Source organism: Bradyrhizobium sp. HKCCYLS2038 (assembly GCF_051167655.1).
Lineage (GTDB): Bacteria > Pseudomonadota > Alphaproteobacteria > Rhizobiales > Xanthobacteraceae > Bradyrhizobium.
The window spans coordinates 581,593-598,123 of the sequence record NZ_JBNPTM010000001.1; the positions used below are offsets into that span (position 1 = coordinate 581,593).

The 16,531-nt window shown below is 63.5% G+C and carries 20 protein-coding genes; 14 read left to right on the top strand and 6 right to left on the bottom strand.

Annotation, left to right across the window (positions count from 1 at the left end):
• Positions 1–17: 17 nt before the first annotated feature.
• The 3 genes from cpaB to ACQR1I_RS02575 all read right to left on the bottom strand — a co-directional run bounded on the left by cpaB (position 18) and on the right by ACQR1I_RS02575 (position 1,952).
• Complete coding sequence (gene cpaB, locus ACQR1I_RS02565) at positions 18–818, bottom strand: Flp pilus assembly protein CpaB (protein WP_434865608.1); 801 nt, start codon at positions 816–818, stop codon at positions 18–20.
• A 125-nt stretch (positions 819–943) separates the two neighbouring features.
• The gene (locus ACQR1I_RS02570; protein WP_434865609.1) at positions 944–1,468 is read right to left on the bottom strand and encodes an A24 family peptidase; all 525 of its coding nucleotides are present in this window, start codon (positions 1,466–1,468) and stop codon (positions 944–946) included.
• 319 nt (positions 1,469–1,787) lie between these two features.
• Complete coding sequence (locus ACQR1I_RS02575) at positions 1,788–1,952, bottom strand: Flp family type IVb pilin (RefSeq protein ID WP_434865610.1); 165 nt, start codon at positions 1,950–1,952, stop codon at positions 1,788–1,790.
• Between the two features lie 416 nt (positions 1,953–2,368).
• On the opposite strand from ACQR1I_RS02575, the gene ACQR1I_RS02580 reads away from it, so the two are divergent.
• The 4 genes from ACQR1I_RS02580 (at position 2,369) to ACQR1I_RS02595 (ending at position 5,223) form a co-directional block, all read left to right on the top strand.
• On the top strand, positions 2,369–3,196 hold the full coding sequence (locus ACQR1I_RS02580) for a sterol desaturase family protein (RefSeq protein ID WP_434865611.1): 828 nt from the start codon (positions 2,369–2,371) through the stop codon (positions 3,194–3,196).
• A gap of 195 nt (positions 3,197–3,391) precedes the next feature.
• Positions 3,392–3,832, top strand: coding sequence for a pilus assembly protein N-terminal domain-containing protein (locus ACQR1I_RS02585; RefSeq protein ID WP_434865612.1), 441 nt, complete (start codon positions 3,392–3,394; stop codon positions 3,830–3,832).
• A gap of 258 nt (positions 3,833–4,090) precedes the next feature.
• Positions 4,091–4,636: a TadE/TadG family type IV pilus assembly protein gene (locus ACQR1I_RS02590; RefSeq protein ID WP_434865613.1), complete on the top strand. Its 546-nt coding sequence runs from the start codon at positions 4,091–4,093 to the stop codon at positions 4,634–4,636.
• Positions 4,637–4,653: 17 nt separating this feature from the next.
• Positions 4,654–5,223: a TadE/TadG family type IV pilus assembly protein gene (locus ACQR1I_RS02595; RefSeq protein ID WP_434865614.1), complete on the top strand. Its 570-nt coding sequence runs from the start codon at positions 4,654–4,656 to the stop codon at positions 5,221–5,223.
• A 155-nt stretch (positions 5,224–5,378) separates the two neighbouring features.
• Here the strand turns inward: ACQR1I_RS02595 and ACQR1I_RS02600 are convergent, their stop codons facing one another.
• The 3 genes from ACQR1I_RS02600 to ACQR1I_RS02610 form a co-directional block, all read right to left on the bottom strand.
• Complete coding sequence (locus ACQR1I_RS02600) at positions 5,379–5,591, bottom strand: cold-shock protein (protein ID WP_011440687.1); 213 nt, start codon at positions 5,589–5,591, stop codon at positions 5,379–5,381.
• A gap of 294 nt (positions 5,592–5,885) precedes the next feature.
• Positions 5,886–6,176, bottom strand: coding sequence for a translation initiation factor IF-1 (gene infA / locus ACQR1I_RS02605; protein ID WP_434865615.1), 291 nt, complete (start codon positions 6,174–6,176; stop codon positions 5,886–5,888).
• Positions 6,177–6,200: 24 nt separating this feature from the next.
• Entirely contained in the window at positions 6,201–7,613 is a 1,413-nt protein-coding gene (locus ACQR1I_RS02610) for a DEAD/DEAH box helicase (RefSeq protein ID WP_434865616.1), read from the bottom strand.
• A gap of 508 nt (positions 7,614–8,121) precedes the next feature.
• On the opposite strand from ACQR1I_RS02610, the gene urtA reads away from it, so the two are divergent.
• From urtA to ACQR1I_RS02660, 10 genes are all read left to right on the top strand, one after another.
• Complete coding sequence (gene urtA, locus ACQR1I_RS02615) at positions 8,122–9,444, top strand: urea ABC transporter substrate-binding protein (RefSeq protein WP_434865617.1); 1,323 nt, start codon at positions 8,122–8,124, stop codon at positions 9,442–9,444.
• Positions 9,445–9,583: 139 nt separating this feature from the next.
• Positions 9,584–11,146, top strand: coding sequence for an urea ABC transporter permease subunit UrtB (urtB, locus tag ACQR1I_RS02620; RefSeq protein ID WP_434865618.1), 1,563 nt, complete (start codon positions 9,584–9,586; stop codon positions 11,144–11,146).
• Positions 11,143–12,306 (top strand): urea ABC transporter permease subunit UrtC, encoded by a 1,164-nt coding sequence (urtC, locus tag ACQR1I_RS02625; RefSeq protein WP_434865619.1) that lies wholly within the window; start codon positions 11,143–11,145, stop codon positions 12,304–12,306. The genes urtB and urtC overlap by 4 nt, the downstream gene beginning before the upstream one ends.
• A 4-nt stretch (positions 12,307–12,310) precedes the next feature.
• Positions 12,311–13,072, top strand: coding sequence for an urea ABC transporter ATP-binding protein UrtD (gene urtD, locus ACQR1I_RS02630; RefSeq protein WP_434865620.1), 762 nt, complete (start codon positions 12,311–12,313; stop codon positions 13,070–13,072).
• A 4-nt stretch (positions 13,073–13,076) separates the two neighbouring features.
• Positions 13,077–13,772: an urea ABC transporter ATP-binding subunit UrtE gene (urtE, locus tag ACQR1I_RS02635; RefSeq protein WP_434865621.1), complete on the top strand. Its 696-nt coding sequence runs from the start codon at positions 13,077–13,079 to the stop codon at positions 13,770–13,772.
• Positions 13,773–13,832: 60 nt separating this feature from the next.
• Positions 13,833–14,669, top strand: a complete 837-nt coding sequence (locus ACQR1I_RS02640) for an urease accessory protein UreD (protein WP_434865622.1) — start codon at positions 13,833–13,835, stop codon at positions 14,667–14,669.
• A gap of 49 nt (positions 14,670–14,718) precedes the next feature.
• Positions 14,719–15,021, top strand: coding sequence for an urease subunit gamma (locus ACQR1I_RS02645; protein WP_006612146.1), 303 nt, complete (start codon positions 14,719–14,721; stop codon positions 15,019–15,021).
• Between the two features lie 131 nt (positions 15,022–15,152).
• Positions 15,153–15,458 carry an urease subunit beta gene (locus ACQR1I_RS02650; RefSeq protein WP_434865623.1) on the top strand — a complete coding sequence of 102 codons (306 nt, stop codon included), beginning with the start codon at positions 15,153–15,155 and terminating at the stop codon, positions 15,456–15,458.
• A gap of 4 nt (positions 15,459–15,462) precedes the next feature.
• Positions 15,463–16,002, top strand: coding sequence for an HD domain-containing protein (locus ACQR1I_RS02655; protein WP_434865624.1), 540 nt, complete (start codon positions 15,463–15,465; stop codon positions 16,000–16,002).
• A gap of 56 nt (positions 16,003–16,058) precedes the next feature.
• A complete protein-coding gene (locus ACQR1I_RS02660) occupies positions 16,059–16,520 on the top strand; it encodes a hypothetical protein (protein ID WP_434865625.1) in 462 nt (153 codons plus the stop codon).
• The last annotated feature ends 11 nt before the right edge of the window (positions 16,521–16,531 follow it).

Sequence of the window (16,531 nt, forward strand, 5' to 3'; positions counted from 1 at the left end):
TGTAGAGGTCCTCTCGGTCACTTCTGCGTCGTCATCGTGCTGGGAATGCCGAAGCGGATGACGGCAACACTGTCGCCGCGCCTGCGGGTGGTCTCGTCTGGGCGGTTCTCGGCGACGTTGACGTCGGCGATGCTGCGGAGCGCGAGCGACAAGGTTCCGGTCTGCCGCGAGCGCGCCAGCGTCTCCGCCTGCGCCGGCTTCAGCTCCAGGGTGACCGTCTTGCCGACGACGGTGGTCTGGCCATCCTTTTCCTTGGGAGCCTGGTCGATCGCCAGCACACGGATGTTCGACAGAATGATCTCGGAGCTGATGATGTCGCCGGCGTTCGGCTGATCGGGATTGCGCTCGCGCTTGGACAGGATGACGTCGACGCGGTCGTTCGGCAGGATGAAGCCGCCGGCGCCGGTCTCCGGCGAGATCTCGGTGGACACGGCGCGCATGCCGGAGGGCAGGATCGCCGCCATGAAGCCGGAGCCGTCGGATTTGACGAGCTTCTGCTCGCGGATCGGCTCGCCGGCAATGAAGGGCGCGCGAGCGATCGTGCCGGTGACCTGTGCCTGGCCTTCGGGACGATCGGTGCGGCGAATGAAGCTCGCGCTTGCCGTCGAGGCCGGCCAGCTCTGCCACTGCAGATCCTCGGGCTTGAGCGAGTGGCCGAGGCCGATGTCGGATTTCGCGACGAGAACGTCGACCGTCTGCACCGGCGGAGCGGCCGCGGCGACCGGCGCCGGGCGCTCATCGGATCCACTTGCGAGATATGCGGCCACGCCGCCCGCGCCCACAGCGATGGTCAGAACCACAATGCGTGCGGTATTCATACGCTTCACTTTCCACATTACGCCGCGACGCTTCCGCCGCCGTAATGGGAGTTGAGCAGTTATTCGTCAAAGCATGGTTAATGAGGCGTATCTAAATCGCCTTAACACCGCGTTCACACGGTGTATCAGGGCATCGCGAAGCGCGCGGCGTCGATCGCCTTCACCCAGTCGGTGTTCGGATAGACCATCAATGCGCCCAACGCGAGCGCAATGCCGTAGGGCACGCCGCTGTCCTTGGCGTGCAGCCGCGCAAGCCACGACTGTCCGGCCAGCATATAGGGCAGCGGCCACTGCCGGAACTGCATCAGCACGAGCGTGAGAATGCCGCCGAAGATCGATGCGTAGAGCAGGTAGTTCATCAAATGTGCAAAGCCGAACCATAGGGCAGCCGCGGCCGCAACCTTGGCGTCGCCGCCGCCGATCCAGCCGAATGCGAAGCATGCGAAGGCGATGGCGAGCAGGGCTGCTCCCGCCCCGAGATGAGACAGGATGTCCTGGAAGCCCATGCCGCTCAGCGGTGCCAGCACCACAAACCCGACGATCAGAGCCAGCGAGACCCGGTTCGAAATGGTCATCGTCAACAGGTCGCTCGCCGCGGCGAACGCCATCAAGGCCGGAAACAGCAGAAGGCGCGCAAGATCGAGGGTCATGAGTTCCGACGGCGTTGGCCGGCGCGGGATGCGCTGATACCCGAACCTAGCGGGAAGACCTAAATGATCGGAAAACGGCCGGGCGGGCAGGCCGGCGGGAATTACAGCAGGCTGAGGATCCGGGCGGCGAGCGCGATGATCGACAGACCCAGGGCCAGGCACACCCAGCGTGTCGTCGCATCGGCCGGGCTGAGGGGCCGCCTGGATGTAGCGGCGGGCAAAACGTGGTTACGCATGACTGAACGCCACCGGTCAGGAAACTCAAAACAATAAAGGCCCCGGATCGCCGGGGCCTTTTTTGCTCGATCGTGACGACCGCTTACTTGAGCGACGTGTTGATCTGGCCGAACTTGGAGCTCAGGCTGGTGCCGAGGCCGTTCACGGCCGCGATGATCGCGAGCGAGATGCCGGCAGCGATCAGGCCGTATTCGATGGCGGTCGCGCCGGATTCATCCTTCACGAAGCGAGCAAGAAGATTCTTCATAGGTAACTCCATGTACACGTGGCTGGTCGAACAAATTTTGGTCGTAGCGGCGTTCTCAGCACCGTGACCATGCGGGTTACCCTAGGCGTGAGGCATTTCGGCGTAGTTAATTCGGTCCGCGAAACTCAGGGACAAATGGCAGTTGTTGTGCAGAGTAAATTTTGGCTGAAGTGCGCGACAAAAATTTGAAACTTTTCCACGCGGCGGTTTCAGCCGGTTCTTGGCTAACCGCAGCGCTACGGAAGGGCGGCAGACGCTCTCGATCCGTTCGCGTGTAAGACGACCAGTGACATTTGAGTCGTGCCCGCACTTGCGGTTGGGTGTCGTCCGCTCCGTCAACACCGTCGCCGCGCGGTTCACGGCTCCTTAAGCGCGACGGAGTACGCCTCGGGAAAGTTCATGAGATGAGGCACGTTATGTCCGGTCTGCCATGGGAGGTCGCGCTGATGCTCGGCCAGACCATCGAGAAGGTCCTGCCGATCACGCTGTGTCTGGCCGTCGTCTTTTCGGTGCTAAGCCATTTCTGGGCATGCAATCCGGGCAAGCCGTGGTGGCAGAAGCGCGAGCTCGTCACCGACATGGTCTACTGGTTCTTCGTCCCGGTGTTCGCGCGCGTGCTCCGGATCGGATTGCTGGTGCTCGGCGCGGGGGTGGTCTTCAAGATCCACGACGCCGATGAATTGATCGCGTTCTACGAGAACGGTCATGGCCCGCTGGCGCAATTGCCGGAATGGTTGCAGGGACTGCTGTTCCTCGTGCTCTCCGATTTCATGCTGTACTGGACGCACCGGCTGTTCCACGGTGGCGAGTTCTGGAAATATCACGCCGTCCACCACTCATCGGAGGACCTGGAGTGGATCTCGGCGGCGCGGTTTCATCCGATCAACCTGATCCTCGGCACGATCGTCGTCGATGTGATGCTGCTGATGGCGGGGATCTCGCCGAACGTGATGATCTGGGTCGGTCCGTTCACGACCTTCCACTCCGCCTTCGTGCACGCCAATCTCAGCTGGACGCTCGGACCGTTCAAATATGTCCTGGCCACGCCGGTCTTCCATCGCTGGCATCACACCTCGCTCGAGGAAGGCGGCAACACCAATTTCGCCGGCACATTCCCGCTCTGGGACATCCTGTTCGGTACGTTCCGGATGCCGGAGGGCCGGCTGCCCGAGAGCTACGGCAAGGACGAAGCCGCGATGCCCGGCGAATTCGCGGGTCAGCTCGCTTTCCCGTTCCGCCGCTGAGCGGTGAAGCGGACGCTTAAAGGGAGCGACTGGTGTTTGCAGATCGTTCACCAATTGAGCGCAGATTTGCCGCGTCGGGCGCCGTCACCGCTGCGTATCGCTTGAGACGGCTCGTCAATGTCCCGGGGTTCTAGAATGTCGTTCAGTGTGCGTCGTCCTCGTCTTTCCCTCGCATGGTGCGCCGTGGCGGCCGTCATGCTGCTGTGGCCGGCCGCTGCCTCGGCCGATCCCGATCCTGCCATCGCCGTGAACGTCGACCAGGCAAAGCTGGTCAAGCTGCCCGACAAGGTCGCCACCCTGGTGGTCGGCAATCCGATGATTGCCGACGTGACGCTGCAGAGCGGAGGCATCATCGTCGTCACCGGCAAGAGCTACGGCGCCACCAACTTCATCGCCATGGACCGCGCCGGCCAGGTGCTGGTCGATCGCCAGATCCAGGTCGCCGGCCCGACCGATCGGCTGGTGACGATCTATCGTGGCGTGGATCGCGAGACCTATAGCTGCATGCCGGTCTGTCAGCGCCGGGTTACCCTCGGAGACGGCGATACCTTCTTCAAGTCGGCGCTCGATCAGGCCGGAACGATGTCGAGCACCGCGAGCGGCAGCGCGGCGTCCGGCGCAGCAAAGACCAATTGAGCCCTGCGGCAGAGCTGGCATGGCGCTTCCTTCACTGCAGTGATGCGTCATGGAGCGCAATCAGGCGGCCCCTTTCGGGGCCGCATCGCGTTCACGCCGGGCGCGGCGGCAGGCGGAAGCGGCGGCAGCGTCGTACGTGGTTAGCGGATGGTTGACGAACGGCCCCAGCCTGTTCGGATTGTAGGAAACTCTTTGCCAACAAGTTTCCGCTATTTCTTTCACCCAGGTTGATGTGCCTTCTCATATTCGGATGATCTCATGCAAGCGTCCTCGACCGGCTCCTTTTGCAGGCTGGTGCGTCGATTCCGGCGCAACCGGCGAGCCTCGGCCGCCCTCGAATTCGCGCTGGTCGCGCCGATCTTCTTTGCGCTGCTGTTCGCCATCATCGAAACGGCCCTGATGTTCTTCGCCAATCAGGTCCTGGAGACTGCGACGCAGGATTCGGCGCGCATGATCCTGACCGGACAGGCCCAGAGCGGCGGCTACAGCCAGCAGGATTTCTCGGATTACGTCTGCAACAAGACCTCGGTCTCGGTGCTGTTCAGCTGCGCGAAGATCTATATCGACGTGAAGAGCTATTCGAAATTCGCCGACGTCTCGATCAGCAGCCAGATCGACAATTCCGGCAACTTCATCAACAACATGACCTACAGCCCCGGGGCCGCGGGCGATATCGTCGTCGTCCGGCTGTTCTATCAATGGCCGATCTTCGTGACCCAGCTCGGCTACAACATCGCGAACCTGTCCGGCAGCAAGCGGCTACTGGTCGGTACGGCCGCCTTCAAGAACGAGCCCTACTCATGAACCCGGCAGGAACTGTCATGCACGGTCGGAATCTGAAGAGCCGCCTGCTGCGTCGCTTCGGCGCGTTCCGCGCCGACAAGAGCGGCGTGGCCGCCACCGAATTCGCGTTCATCGTGCCGCTGATGCTGGTGATGTTCTTCGGCACCGTGGAGTTCTGCTCGGCGATCGCCGTCGACCGCAAGGTCACCCTGATGGCGCGAACGCTCTCCGACCTGACGTCGCAATCGACCACGGTTGGCGACAGCGACATGTCGAACTTTTTCGCGGCCTCGACCGGCATCATGTATCCGTACGCGACATCGCCGGTGAACGCGACGATCACCGAGCTCTACGTCGATCCGACATCGAAGCAGGCGACCGTGGTGTGGAGCAAAGGGTCGGCGGTGCGAGCGGTTGGAACGACGGTGGGCGTGCCGGCGGATCTGCTGGTCAGTGGCACCTATCTGATCTTCAGCGAGGTGACCTATCAGTACGTGCCGACGATCGGCTACGTCATGGCCAAGACCGGCATCAATCTCGGCGACGTCGCCTACACGCGTCCGCGGCAGTCGACCTGCGTGTACTACTCTCCCAAGACGAGCTGCTGAGCCTCATATCGCCGCGCGTGATCCCGCCTCGTCGATCGGGGACGGCAGCTGAACAGCAGGCACGGCTCGGCAGACACAACAGCAGACATGAAAAAGGCCGCCCGAGGCGGCCTTTCGTTTTGGTCGGGGACGATCTGGCGATCGTCTCACGCAGCTCAGCTGGCCGCGCGGAGATTGTCGGCCGAGGACTTGCCCGAACGGCGGTCAGCCACGATCTCGTAGGAGATCTTCTGGCCTTCGCGCAGCGTGCCGAGACCAGCGCGCTCGACGGCGCTGATGTGCACGAACACGTCGTTGCCGCCGTCGTCCGGCTGGATGAAGCCATAGCCCTTGGTCGCGTTAAACCACTTCACGGTTCCCATGCTCACGGGGGTAGTTCCCTTCTCAGATATCAAATGTCGTAACCCAGGATCCTGGGCTGGTTAGATCGAATTTTTGGAAGGGTCGTCAGCGTCTGAACCGGCTGTACCGGTAATAGCTAATCTCGTCCGGCCGAAAATCGATTGCCGCATATATTATTGGAAATGGGCGCGCAAAACAATCCTGAGGTGCGTGGGCGCGCATGATTTTTTACCGCGCCGGCCAGGGGGCCGACGCGCTGATTGCGCAAGATATGATCATGCCCAAATGGGCGGAACAATGTTCCGCCCAGCGACGGCAACTCAGCGGCGGCGAAACTGCCCGCCCCGTTGCGCCCCACCCCGTGGGGGGCCACCCGGGCTGCTGGGCCGCTCGTCCTTGTGGCGGAAGATCAGGCGGCCTTTTTCCAGATCGTAGGGCGACATTTCGACGGTCACGCGGTCTCCCGCGAGCGTCTTGATGCGATTCTTTTTCATCTTGCCGGCGGTATAGGCGACGATTTCGTGCCCAGCGTCGAGCTGCACGCGGTAGCGCGCGTCGGGAAGGATTTCGGTGACCAGCCCTTCGAACTGGATCAGCTCTTCCTTAGCCATGTCTTTCTCCAGATCGATAGACGTCTAGTTTGGCCGGTGGTTGCGGTTTTGAGCGTGGTTTTTGGGTCTGCCCTCGCGATGCAGGAAAGCAACGCCCTGAATCGACCCGGCCTTGCCGCCGCCTTGCGACGGACGTTGGGGCTCCTGACGATTGCCTGGCAGAGACGCCACCTTAGCATTGGAACGGCGACGTCCGCGAGGGCCTTTTGCGGCGTTGCCCCCGTCGTTGGGCCGCGCATTCTGCATGCCAGGACGGCCGCCACGATGCTGCTGCGGCTTGGCCGCCGGGGCTGCTTCGCGGTGACCCGGCGTGCGGCGGTCGTCGCGCGGCAGCGAGATCTTGATCAGCCGCTCGATGTCACGCAGGTAGGACATCTCGTCCGCCCCGGCCACCAGCGAGATCGCGACGCCTTCGGCGCCGGCGCGTGCGGTGCGGCCGATGCGGTGGACGTAGGTCTCGGGCACGTTCGGCAGGTCGAAATTGACGACATGGCTGACGCCGTCGACGTCGATGCCGCGCGCCGCGATGTCGGTTGCCACCAGCGTGCGGATCTCGCCGGAGCGGAACGCCGCCAGGGTGCGCTCGCGGTGGTTCTGCGACTTGTTGCCGTGGATCGCCTGGGCCGGGATGCCGGCCTTTTCCAGGCTCTTCACGACCTTGTCGGCGCCGTGCTTGGTGCGCGTGAACACCAGCGCGCGGTTGACCGGCTCGCCCTTGAGCAGCTGAGCCAGCAGGCTCGGCTTGGCAGAATGATCGACCTGGATGACCCGCTGGGCGATGCGCTCGACGGTCGACGAGACCGGGGTCACCGCCACCCGCGCCGGATCGCGCAGCATCGCGTCCGCGAGCTCGGCGATGTCCTTCGGCATGGTCGCCGAGAAGAACAGCGTCTGCCGCTTGATCGGCAGCTTGGCGACGATCTTCCGGATGTCGTTGATGAAGCCCATGTCGAGCATGCGATCGGCTTCGTCGAGCACGAGAAATTCGACATGGCTCAGCTTCAGGGCGTTGCCCTGGACCAGGTCGAGCAGGCGCCCCGGCGTCGCCACCAGCACCTCGAGACCCGGCATGACGGCGCGGACTTGGCGCCCCATCGGGACGCCGCCGATCGCGAGCGCCGAGCTCAGCCGGATGTGGCGGCCATAGGTGTTGAAGCTGTCGAGGATCTGGCCCGACAGCTCACGCGTCGGGCTCAGCACGAGCACGCGCGCCGTCTTCGGCTGCGGCTTGATCCGGTTCTGCATCAGGCGATGCAGGATCGGGAGCGCGAACGAGGCGGTCTTGCCGGTTCCCGTCTGCGCGATCCCGACCACGTCGCGGCCTTCGAGCGCGAGCGGAATGGTCTGGGCCTGAATCGGGGTGGGAGTGGTGTAGTTCTCTTCCTTCAGCGCGCGCGTCAGCGCGTCGGCGAGGTTAAAATCCTGGAAGGATGTCAAAGACTGGGCTTTCCATAAGAGGATAAGGCCCGGGTCGGCAGGCAGCCGAACGCGGGTGGGTGATCAAAGAGACACCCGCGTGTTTGGAGCGCCTAGATTGGATTGGTGAGGATGCAAAGCCAGAAGCTCGAGTCGAGCCAAAGAACACGCGGCTTGCAGAGATCCGGCCGATTCGCCTCGATCTATCAGGTATATGGAACAGGTGGACGGCACTTTCAAGGCCGTTGCGCAACGGATTGGCGAATGGGCTGGTACTCTGCTGCTCTAAATTTAGCCAGTCGAAACAAAGTGCATATTTTGTGCGCTTCCTGCCGGCTGATTAATCAGCGGGCTTGCACGAGCCTTAGGCAGGTGGTTGCGACCTTCCGTCGCGATTGTGACGAGTTCGATATTTGAAACAAAGACTTAACAGAAGCGCCCGGCATGGCACGCTTCTTGCGATTCTTCCGCCGCAGACCGACGGCCGCCTTGGCTGCAAAGCTTGTCTGCGTCAGGGAGACATTATCGCATGCTTACTCGACTCACTCAGGAATTAACGGCGCCGTTCAGCCGCCGTCGCTGGCTGGCTGCTGCTGCCGGCCTGGCACTCGGCGCAGCCGGCTTTGGCCCGGCGATGGCCGCCGACGACACCATCAAGATCGGCGTTCTGCATTCTCTGTCCGGCACCATGGCCATCAGCGAAACCACGCTGAAGGATACGATCCTGTTCCTCATCGACGAGCAGAACAAGAAGGGCGGCGTGCTCGGCAAGAAGCTCGAGGCCGTCGTCGTCGACCCCGCCTCGAACTGGCCGCTGTTCGCCGAGAAGGCGCGCGAGCTGATCACCAAGAACAAGGTTTCGGTCGTTTTCGGCTGCTGGACCTCGGTGTCGCGCAAGTCGGTGCTGCCGGTGTTCAAGGAGCTCAACAGCATCCTGTTCTACCCGGTCCAGTACGAGGGCGAGGAGAGCGAGCGCAACGTGTTCTACACCGGTGCGGCGCCGAACCAGCAGGCGATCCCGGCGGTCGACTATCTGATGAAGGAAGAGAAGGTGAAGCGCTGGGTGCTGGCGGGCACCGACTACGTCTATCCGCGCACCACCAACAAGATCCTGGAAGCCTACCTGAAGTCGAAGGGCGTGGCTCAGGACGACATCATGATCAACTACACGCCGTTCGGTCACTCCGACTGGCAGACGATCGTCGCCGACATCAAGAAGTTCGGCTCGGCCGGCAAGAAGACCGCCGTGGTCTCGACCATCAACGGCGACGCCAACGTTCCGTTCTACAAGGAGCTCGGCAACCAGGGCATCAAGGCGAAGGACATCCCGGTCGTCGCGTTCTCGGTGGGTGAGGAAGAGCTCGCCGGCATCGACACCAAGCCGCTGATCGGCCATCTCGCCGCCTGGAACTACTTCGAGTCGATCAAGACCCCGGCGAACGAGAAGTTCATCAAGGAGTGGCAGGCCTACACCAAGAATCCGAAGCGCACCACCAACGACCCGATGGAAGCCCACGTGATCGGCTTCAACATGTGGGTGAAGGCGGTCGAGAAGGTGAAGTCGACCGATCCGGACAAGGTCATCGACGCTCTCCCGGGCATCGAAGCGCCCAACCTGACCGGTGGCGTGTCGAAGATGCTGCCGAACCACCACATCACCAAGCCGGTGTTCATCGGCGAGATCAAGGGCGATGGCCAGTTCAGCGTCGTCTACAAGACCAAGGATCTCGTCCCGGGCGACGCCTGGTCGAAGGAGCTCGAGGGCTCCAAGGACCTGATCGGCGACTGGGTCGGCAAGAAGTGCGGCAACTTCAACACCAAGACCAACAAGTGCCTGGGCTCGGGCACCTGATCTGAGCCTTACGACGTCGTTACGACTTGAGAAGGCGGCAGTCTTGCCGCCTTCTCTTGACCTCCTGAACTCCTGCCGGGGTTATCCAGTGCCTGCGATTTTTCTCGCGCTTTTGCGCGGCCTTGTTCTATCGATTGCCTTGACAGTCGCGACCGCTCCGGCTTTCGCCGCCAGCTTCGAAGAGTCCGTCGCCAAGTTCGCCAACGATGATTTCTCCGACACTGACGATGCGGTGGGCGAGATCGCCGTGTCCGGCAACCCGCTGGCCTACGCGATCATCAGCGCGCTGCAGGATGAGCGGCTGATGTTCGATGCCGAGACCAAGAAGGTCTATGTCAAGCAGGGCGACGGCAAGATCATCGACGCCGCCACAGGCGCTGACGTCGACAAGCTGCCGGACAACGCAGCCGCTGTCAGCCTCAACAACCGGCTGCGCCGCACCGTCGATGCCGCGCTCGGCGGCTTGACGCTGCTGTCGCCGGACACCAACACCCGGCTGACCGCGGCGAAATCCGTTTTCAAGTCGCATGACGAGGCGACGCTGCCGACCGTGGAATCGGCGCTTGCCAAGGAGACCAATCGTGCGGTCAAGCAGGCGCTCAGCGAGGCGCGTGCCGCCATCCTGCTGTTCAAGTCCGACGCCAGTGAGGTCGACAAGCTCGAAGCCGTCGCGACGGTGAAATCGCGCGGCGACCAGGAGGCGCTGGCCCTGCTCACCGAGGTCAGCGGCGGCGATCAACCCGCCAACGTCGCCAAGGCGGCGGCGAGCGCGATCTCGTCGATCCAGGGCTCGCTCGCGATCTGGTCCGGTGTGCAGAACGCCTGGTATGGACTGTCGCTCGGCTCGGTGCTCCTGCTGGCTGCCATCGGGCTGGCCATCACCTTCGGCGTCATGGGCGTCATCAACATGGCTCATGGCGAGATGGTGATGCTCGGCGCGTACACCACCTTCGTGGTCCAGGAGGTCATCCGCACCCGCTATCCGGCGCTGTTCGACTATTCCTTGCTGATCGCCGTTCCGCTCGCTTTCCTGGTGGCCGGCGCGATCGGCGTGCTGATCGAGCGCAGCATCATCCGCTTCCTCTACGGCCGGCCGCTCGAGACGCTGCTCGCCACGTGGGGTCTGTCCCTGATCCTGCAGCAGGTCGTTCGTACCGCGTTCGGTCCGACCAACCGTGAGGTCGGCAATCCCTCCTGGATGAGCGGCGCGTTCGAACTCGGACAGATCACCATCACCTACAACCGGCTCTGGATCCTCTGCTTCACGATGGCGGTGTTCGCCATCCTGCTGGCCATGCTGCGCTACACCGCGCTCGGCCTCGAAATGCGCGCGGTGACGCAGAACCGGCGCATGGCGGCCTCGATGGGCATCGCCACCTCGCGCGTCGATGCGCTCACCTTCGGACTCGGCTCCGGCATTGCCGGCATCGCCGGTGTGGCGCTGTCGCAGATCGACAATGTCAGCCCGAACCTCGGCCAGAGCTACATCATCGATTCATTCATGGTCGTGGTGTTTGGCGGGGTCGGCAATCTCTGGGGCACCCTGGTCGGCGCCTTCTCGCTCGGCATCGCCAACAAGTTCCTGGAGCCTGTTGCCGGTGCCGTGCTCGGCAAGATCGCGATCCTGGTGCTGATCATCCTGTTCATTCAGAAGCGCCCGCGCGGCCTGTTCGCGCTCAAGGGCCGGGCGGTGGAAGCATGATGCCGCATCTGCTGACGAGGTCGCTGGACCGCGCCGCGACCATCTTCGTGCTCGTGGTCGCTGCCTGCGGCATCTTGATCCCGCTGTCCAACCTGCTGCTGCCGGCCGGTTCTGCGCTGCAGGTCCCGACCTATCTGGTCGCGCTGTGGGGCAAATATGTCTGCTACGCGATCCTGGCGTTGTCGATCGACCTGATCTGGGGCTATTGCGGCATCCTCTCGCTCGGCCACGGCGCGTTCTTCGCGCTCGGCGGCTACGCGATGGGCATGTATCTGATGCGTCAGATCGGCACCCGCGGCGTCTACGGCAATCCGATCCTGCCGGACTTCATGGTGTTCCTGAACTACTCCAAGCTGCCGTGGTACTGGCACGGCTTCGACATGTTCTGGTTCGCGGTCCTGATGGTGCTGCTGGTGCCCGGCCTGCTCGCCTTCTGCTTCGGCTGGCTCGCCTTCCGCTCGCGCGTCACTGGCGTGTATCTGTCGATCATCACCCAGGCGATGACCTACGCGCTGCTGCTCGCATTCTTCCGCAACGATTTCGGCTTCGGCGGCAACAACGGCCTGACCGACTTCAAGGACATCCTCGGCTTCAACGTCCAGGCCGAGGGCACCCGCGCCGCGCTGTTCGCCCTGAGCTGCCTGGCGCTGATCCTGGCATTCCTGATCTGCCGTGCCGTCGTGTCGTCGAAGCTCGGCAAGGTGCTGATCGCGATCCGCGATGCGGAATCGCGCACGCGCTTCCTCGGCTATCGGGTGGAGTCCTACAAGCTGTTCGTGTTTACGCTGTCGGCCTGCATGGCCGGCGTGGCCGGCGCGCTCTACGTCCCGCAGGTCGGCATCATCAATCCTAGCGAGTTCGCGCCTGGCAACTCGATCGAGGCGGTGATCTGGGTCGCGGTTGGCGGTCGCGGCACGCTGGTGGGCGCGGCGCTCGGCGCCGTCGTGGTGAACTACGCCAAGACGTTTTTCACCTCCGGCGTGCTGGCTCCGTACTGGCTGTTCATGCTCGGCGCGCTGTTCGTCCTCGTCACCCTGCTGCTGCCCAAGGGCATCATCGGCACGTTCAATACGTGGTGGGACCAACTCGGCACTAAGACGCCGAACGCCGACAGTGCCGCCCGCGAGGACGGCGTCACCGAACCCAAGATGGCGGAGTGAGCCCGTGAACGTGATGGACACCCGCGCGACCTCGTCGCTGCTTTATCTCGACGGCGTGCACGTCTCGTTCGACGGCTTCCACGCCATCAACAATCTCTCGCTGACGCTGGAGCCCGGCGAGATGCGCGCCATCATCGGCCCGAACGGCGCCGGCAAGACCACGATGATGGACATCATCACCGGCAAGACCAAGCCGGACGAGGGCACCGTGCTGTTCGACGGCAAGACCGACCTCACGCGCCTGGACGAGACCCGCATCGCCGAGCTCGGCATCGGTCGCAAGTTCCAGAAGCCGACAGTGTTCGAGAGCCAGTCGGTCGAGGACAATCTGCTGCTCGCGCTCAACGTCGACCACAGTGTCAAGGGTACGCTGTTCTGGCGCGGCTCCAGGGGCGAGGCCGAGCAGATCGACCGCGTGCTCGAGACCGTGCGCCTCAAGGACGTCCGCCGCAAGCTTGCGGGCAGCCTGTCGCACGGCCAGAAGCAGTGGCTGGAGATCGGCATGCTGCTGGCGCAGGATCCGAAGCTGCTGCTGGTCGACGAGCCAGTCGCAGGCATGACCGATGTGGAAACGCATCAGACCGCCGAGCTCTTGAAGCAAATCAACAAGGATCACACCGTCATGGTCGTCGAGCACGACATGACCTTCGTGCGCGAGCTCGGCGTCAAGGTCACCTGCTTGCACGAAGGCACGGTGCTGGCCGAGGGCACCATCGATCAGGTGTCGTCGAACGACCGCGTGATCGAAGTGTATCTGGGGCGCTAAGGCGATGTTGGACGTCAAGGACATCAACCTCTATTACGGCGCCGCCCAGGCGCTGCGCGGCGTCTCGATCGCGGCGGAGCCCGGCAAGGTCACCTGCGTGCTCGGCCGCAACGGTGTCGGCAAGACCTCGCTGCTGCGGGCGCTGGTCGGGCAGTATCCGCTGGCCTCGGGCTCCATCACCTTCGACGGTAGCGACATCACTCACCTCAAGCCCTATGAGCGGGCCCGCAAGGGCATCGGCTTCGTGCCGCAGGGCCGCGAGATCTTTCCCCTGCTGACGGTCGAGGAGAACCTCAAGACCGGCTTTGGCCCGCTCAAGCGCGCCGACCGCAGCATTCCGGACGACGTGTTCTCGCTGTTTCCGGTGCTGGAATCGATGCTCGGCCGACGCGGCGGTGACCTCTCAGGCGGCCAGCAGCAGCAGCTCGCGATCGGCCGGGCCATGGTGATGCGGCCCAAACTGCTGTTGCTGGACGAGCCGACCGAGGGCATCCAGCCCTCGATCATCAAGGACATCGGCCGCGCCATCTCCTATCTGCGCAATCTCGGCAACATCGCCATCGTGCTGGTCGAGCAGTATCTCGACTTTGCCTGCGAACTCGGCGACAACTTCGCGGTCATGGATCGTGGCGCGGTGAAGTTCACCTGCACCCGCGCCAATCTCGATCAGGCCGAGATCAGCCGCCAGATGGCGCTGTGATCGTCATCCAGTCACGTCGACGCGGCCTCAGCCGCGTCTGATCCCAGGGGGAGGGGATCGATGCCGGCCGATCCCGTCAGTGCAACCGCTGACATCTTCGAGGCCAACCGCGCCCGCGGCGCGGTGCGCTTCGACGTGCGGCTGCAGGACGGTGTGACGCGGCGCCATCATCTCCATGAGTCAGGCTCGCTGCGCGTCCGCTTTCCCTCGCCCGAGGACGACGGTCTCTCGGCGATGTTCGTCAACACGGCCGGCGGCATCGCTGGCGGCGATCGCTTCGCCGTCGATGTTGCAGCCGGCGAGGGCACGCGGATCACGCTGTCGAGCGCAGCGGCCGAGAAGGTCTATCGTGCTCCCGGCAGGCCCGCCGAACTCGACATTGCACTGACAGCTGCGGCCGGCGCGCGCATCTCCTGGCTGCCGCAGGAGACCATCCTGTTCGACCGCGCCCGTATCCATCGCCGCATCGACATCGAGCTCGCCGACACGGCCTCGCTGCTGCTGTGCGAGATCGTCGTGTTCGGCCGCACCGCCATGGGCGAGCGCATGCGTGAGGGCGAGTTCGTCGATCGCTGGCGGCTGCGCCGTGGCGGCAAGCTCGTGTTTGCCGAGACGGTCCGTCTCGACGGCGACATCGGCGACAAGCTCGCTCGACCGGCCATCGCCAACGGCGGGGCGGCCATTGGGACGGCGCTGATCGTACCGGCAGAGGCTGCGCTGGTCGAGCGCATCAGGGAGAGCCTGCCGGCCTTCCAGGGAGAGGCCGGACTATCCGCTTGGAATGGATTTGCAATGGCGCGCTTCTGTGCCCAAGATGCCGCGAGCCTGCGCGCCGACATGATGGCGGTGCTCGGCTCTGCCTCGCCCGTGCCGCTGCCGCGGCTGTGGCTGAATTAGACGTTTACGAACCAACGATTATCCAGAAGACGATCACCAGAGAGTCCGCATGAACCTGTCTCCCCGCGAAAAGGACAAGCTCCTGATCTCGATGGCCGCCATCGTGGCCCGCCGCAGGCTCGAGCGCGGCGTCAAGCTCAACCATCCCGAGGCGGTCGCGATCATCTCCGACTTCATCCTGGAAGGCGCTCGCGACGGCCGCACCGTGGCCGAGCTGATGCAGTCCGGCGCCCAGGTCCTGACCCGCGACCAGGTGATGCCGGGCATCCCCGAGATGATCCACGACATCCAGGTCGAAGCGACGTTTCCGGACGGCACCAAGCTCGTCACGGTGCACGAGCCGATCCGGTGAGGTGAGCACAAACATTTTGGCCGTCATGCCCGGGCTTGACCCGGGCATCCACGCCCTCTGATCCGAAAGGTGGGACGTGGATGGCCGGGACAAGCCCGGCCATGACGCAGTGGAAACATGCGAGGTAACACATGATCCCCGGCGAACTCTTCATCCAGGACGGCGAGATCGAGCTCAATGCCGGCCGCAAGACGGTGACCATTTCGGTTGCCAACACCGGCGACCGGCCGATCCAGGTCGGCTCGCACTACCATTTCTTCGAGACCAATCCGGCGCTGAAGTTCGATCGCAAGAAAGCCAGGGGCATGCGGCTCGACATCGCCGCCGGCACGGCGGTGCGGTTCGAGCCCGGCCAGACCCGCGAGGTGCAGCTCGTTGCGCTCGCCGGCAAGCGCACCGTGTACGGCTTCCGTGGCGACGTCATGGGCAAGCTGTAGAACGATGCTGACCGGATTGCGCCTCGTCTCAGAAGCGGCCGAGCTGGCGGCGCGCCGCCATGCCGGCCAGCAGCGCAAAGGGCGCGACGAGGAGCCGTATATCAACCATCTCGCCGAGGTCGCGAACATCCTGTCGGTCGGCTGCAACGGCGAGGATGCCGAGCTGGTCGCGGCCGGCTGGCTGCACGACGTCATCGAGGATACCGATACGGCGGCCGACGAATTGTCGGCGCGCTTTGGGGGACGCGTCGCCGGCATGGTCGAGGAGGTCACCGACGACATGACGCTGCCGAAGAGCGAGCGGCGTGCCGTCCAGATCATCGCGGCTCCAGGCAAGTCCGACGACGCCAAGCAGATCAAGATCGCCGACAAGATCAGCAACATCCGCGCCCGCATCGTCTTCGAGCCGGATCTCGAGCAGCAGCTCGAGCTGATGGAGTATGTCGGTTGGGCCGAGCAGGTCGTCGCCGGCTGCCGCGGCGTGAACGCACGGCTGGATGCGCTGTTCGATGAGACCGTTGCCAATGCGCGGGGGACGCTGTGACCCTGTACCGTCGTGTCCAGGCTGCGACAATCAGCTGCGCCCTTTCGATATGCATCGTGCTCGCCGCCGGCTTGGCAGATGCAAGGGCCGGCGAGAAGCGCTGGCGCATGTTTGATCAAGAAACAAAGCTGTTCCTCGCTATCGCCGATACTAACGAACTCAGTCTCGTTCTGCCGGAGTTTTCTTGCACGAGAGCAATGGGATTTATCGACGTTTATGGCGAAGCCACGGACGACCTGCGCATCGCAATGGCCGAGTTCGTTCGAACTGGGCAGCCGCCGTTAATTCACGTGCAGCCGGACCTCCACCACATTGACCCTGTTGTCGATCTCGTTTTTTCTTACGACGGGTGGCACTACAAGTACAGCCTTCTCGGAAACGACGAGTCGTTCGACCGCTTCAGGCGCGAGGGCGTGCTTGAATTCAAACTCGGCAATGTTCTGGTCCACGAGGAGTTCAAGGTCGGACTCGACGAGGTCGGCAAGTTCATCGACCTGTGCAAAGGCGGGATGCCGTGACTCCTGCAGCG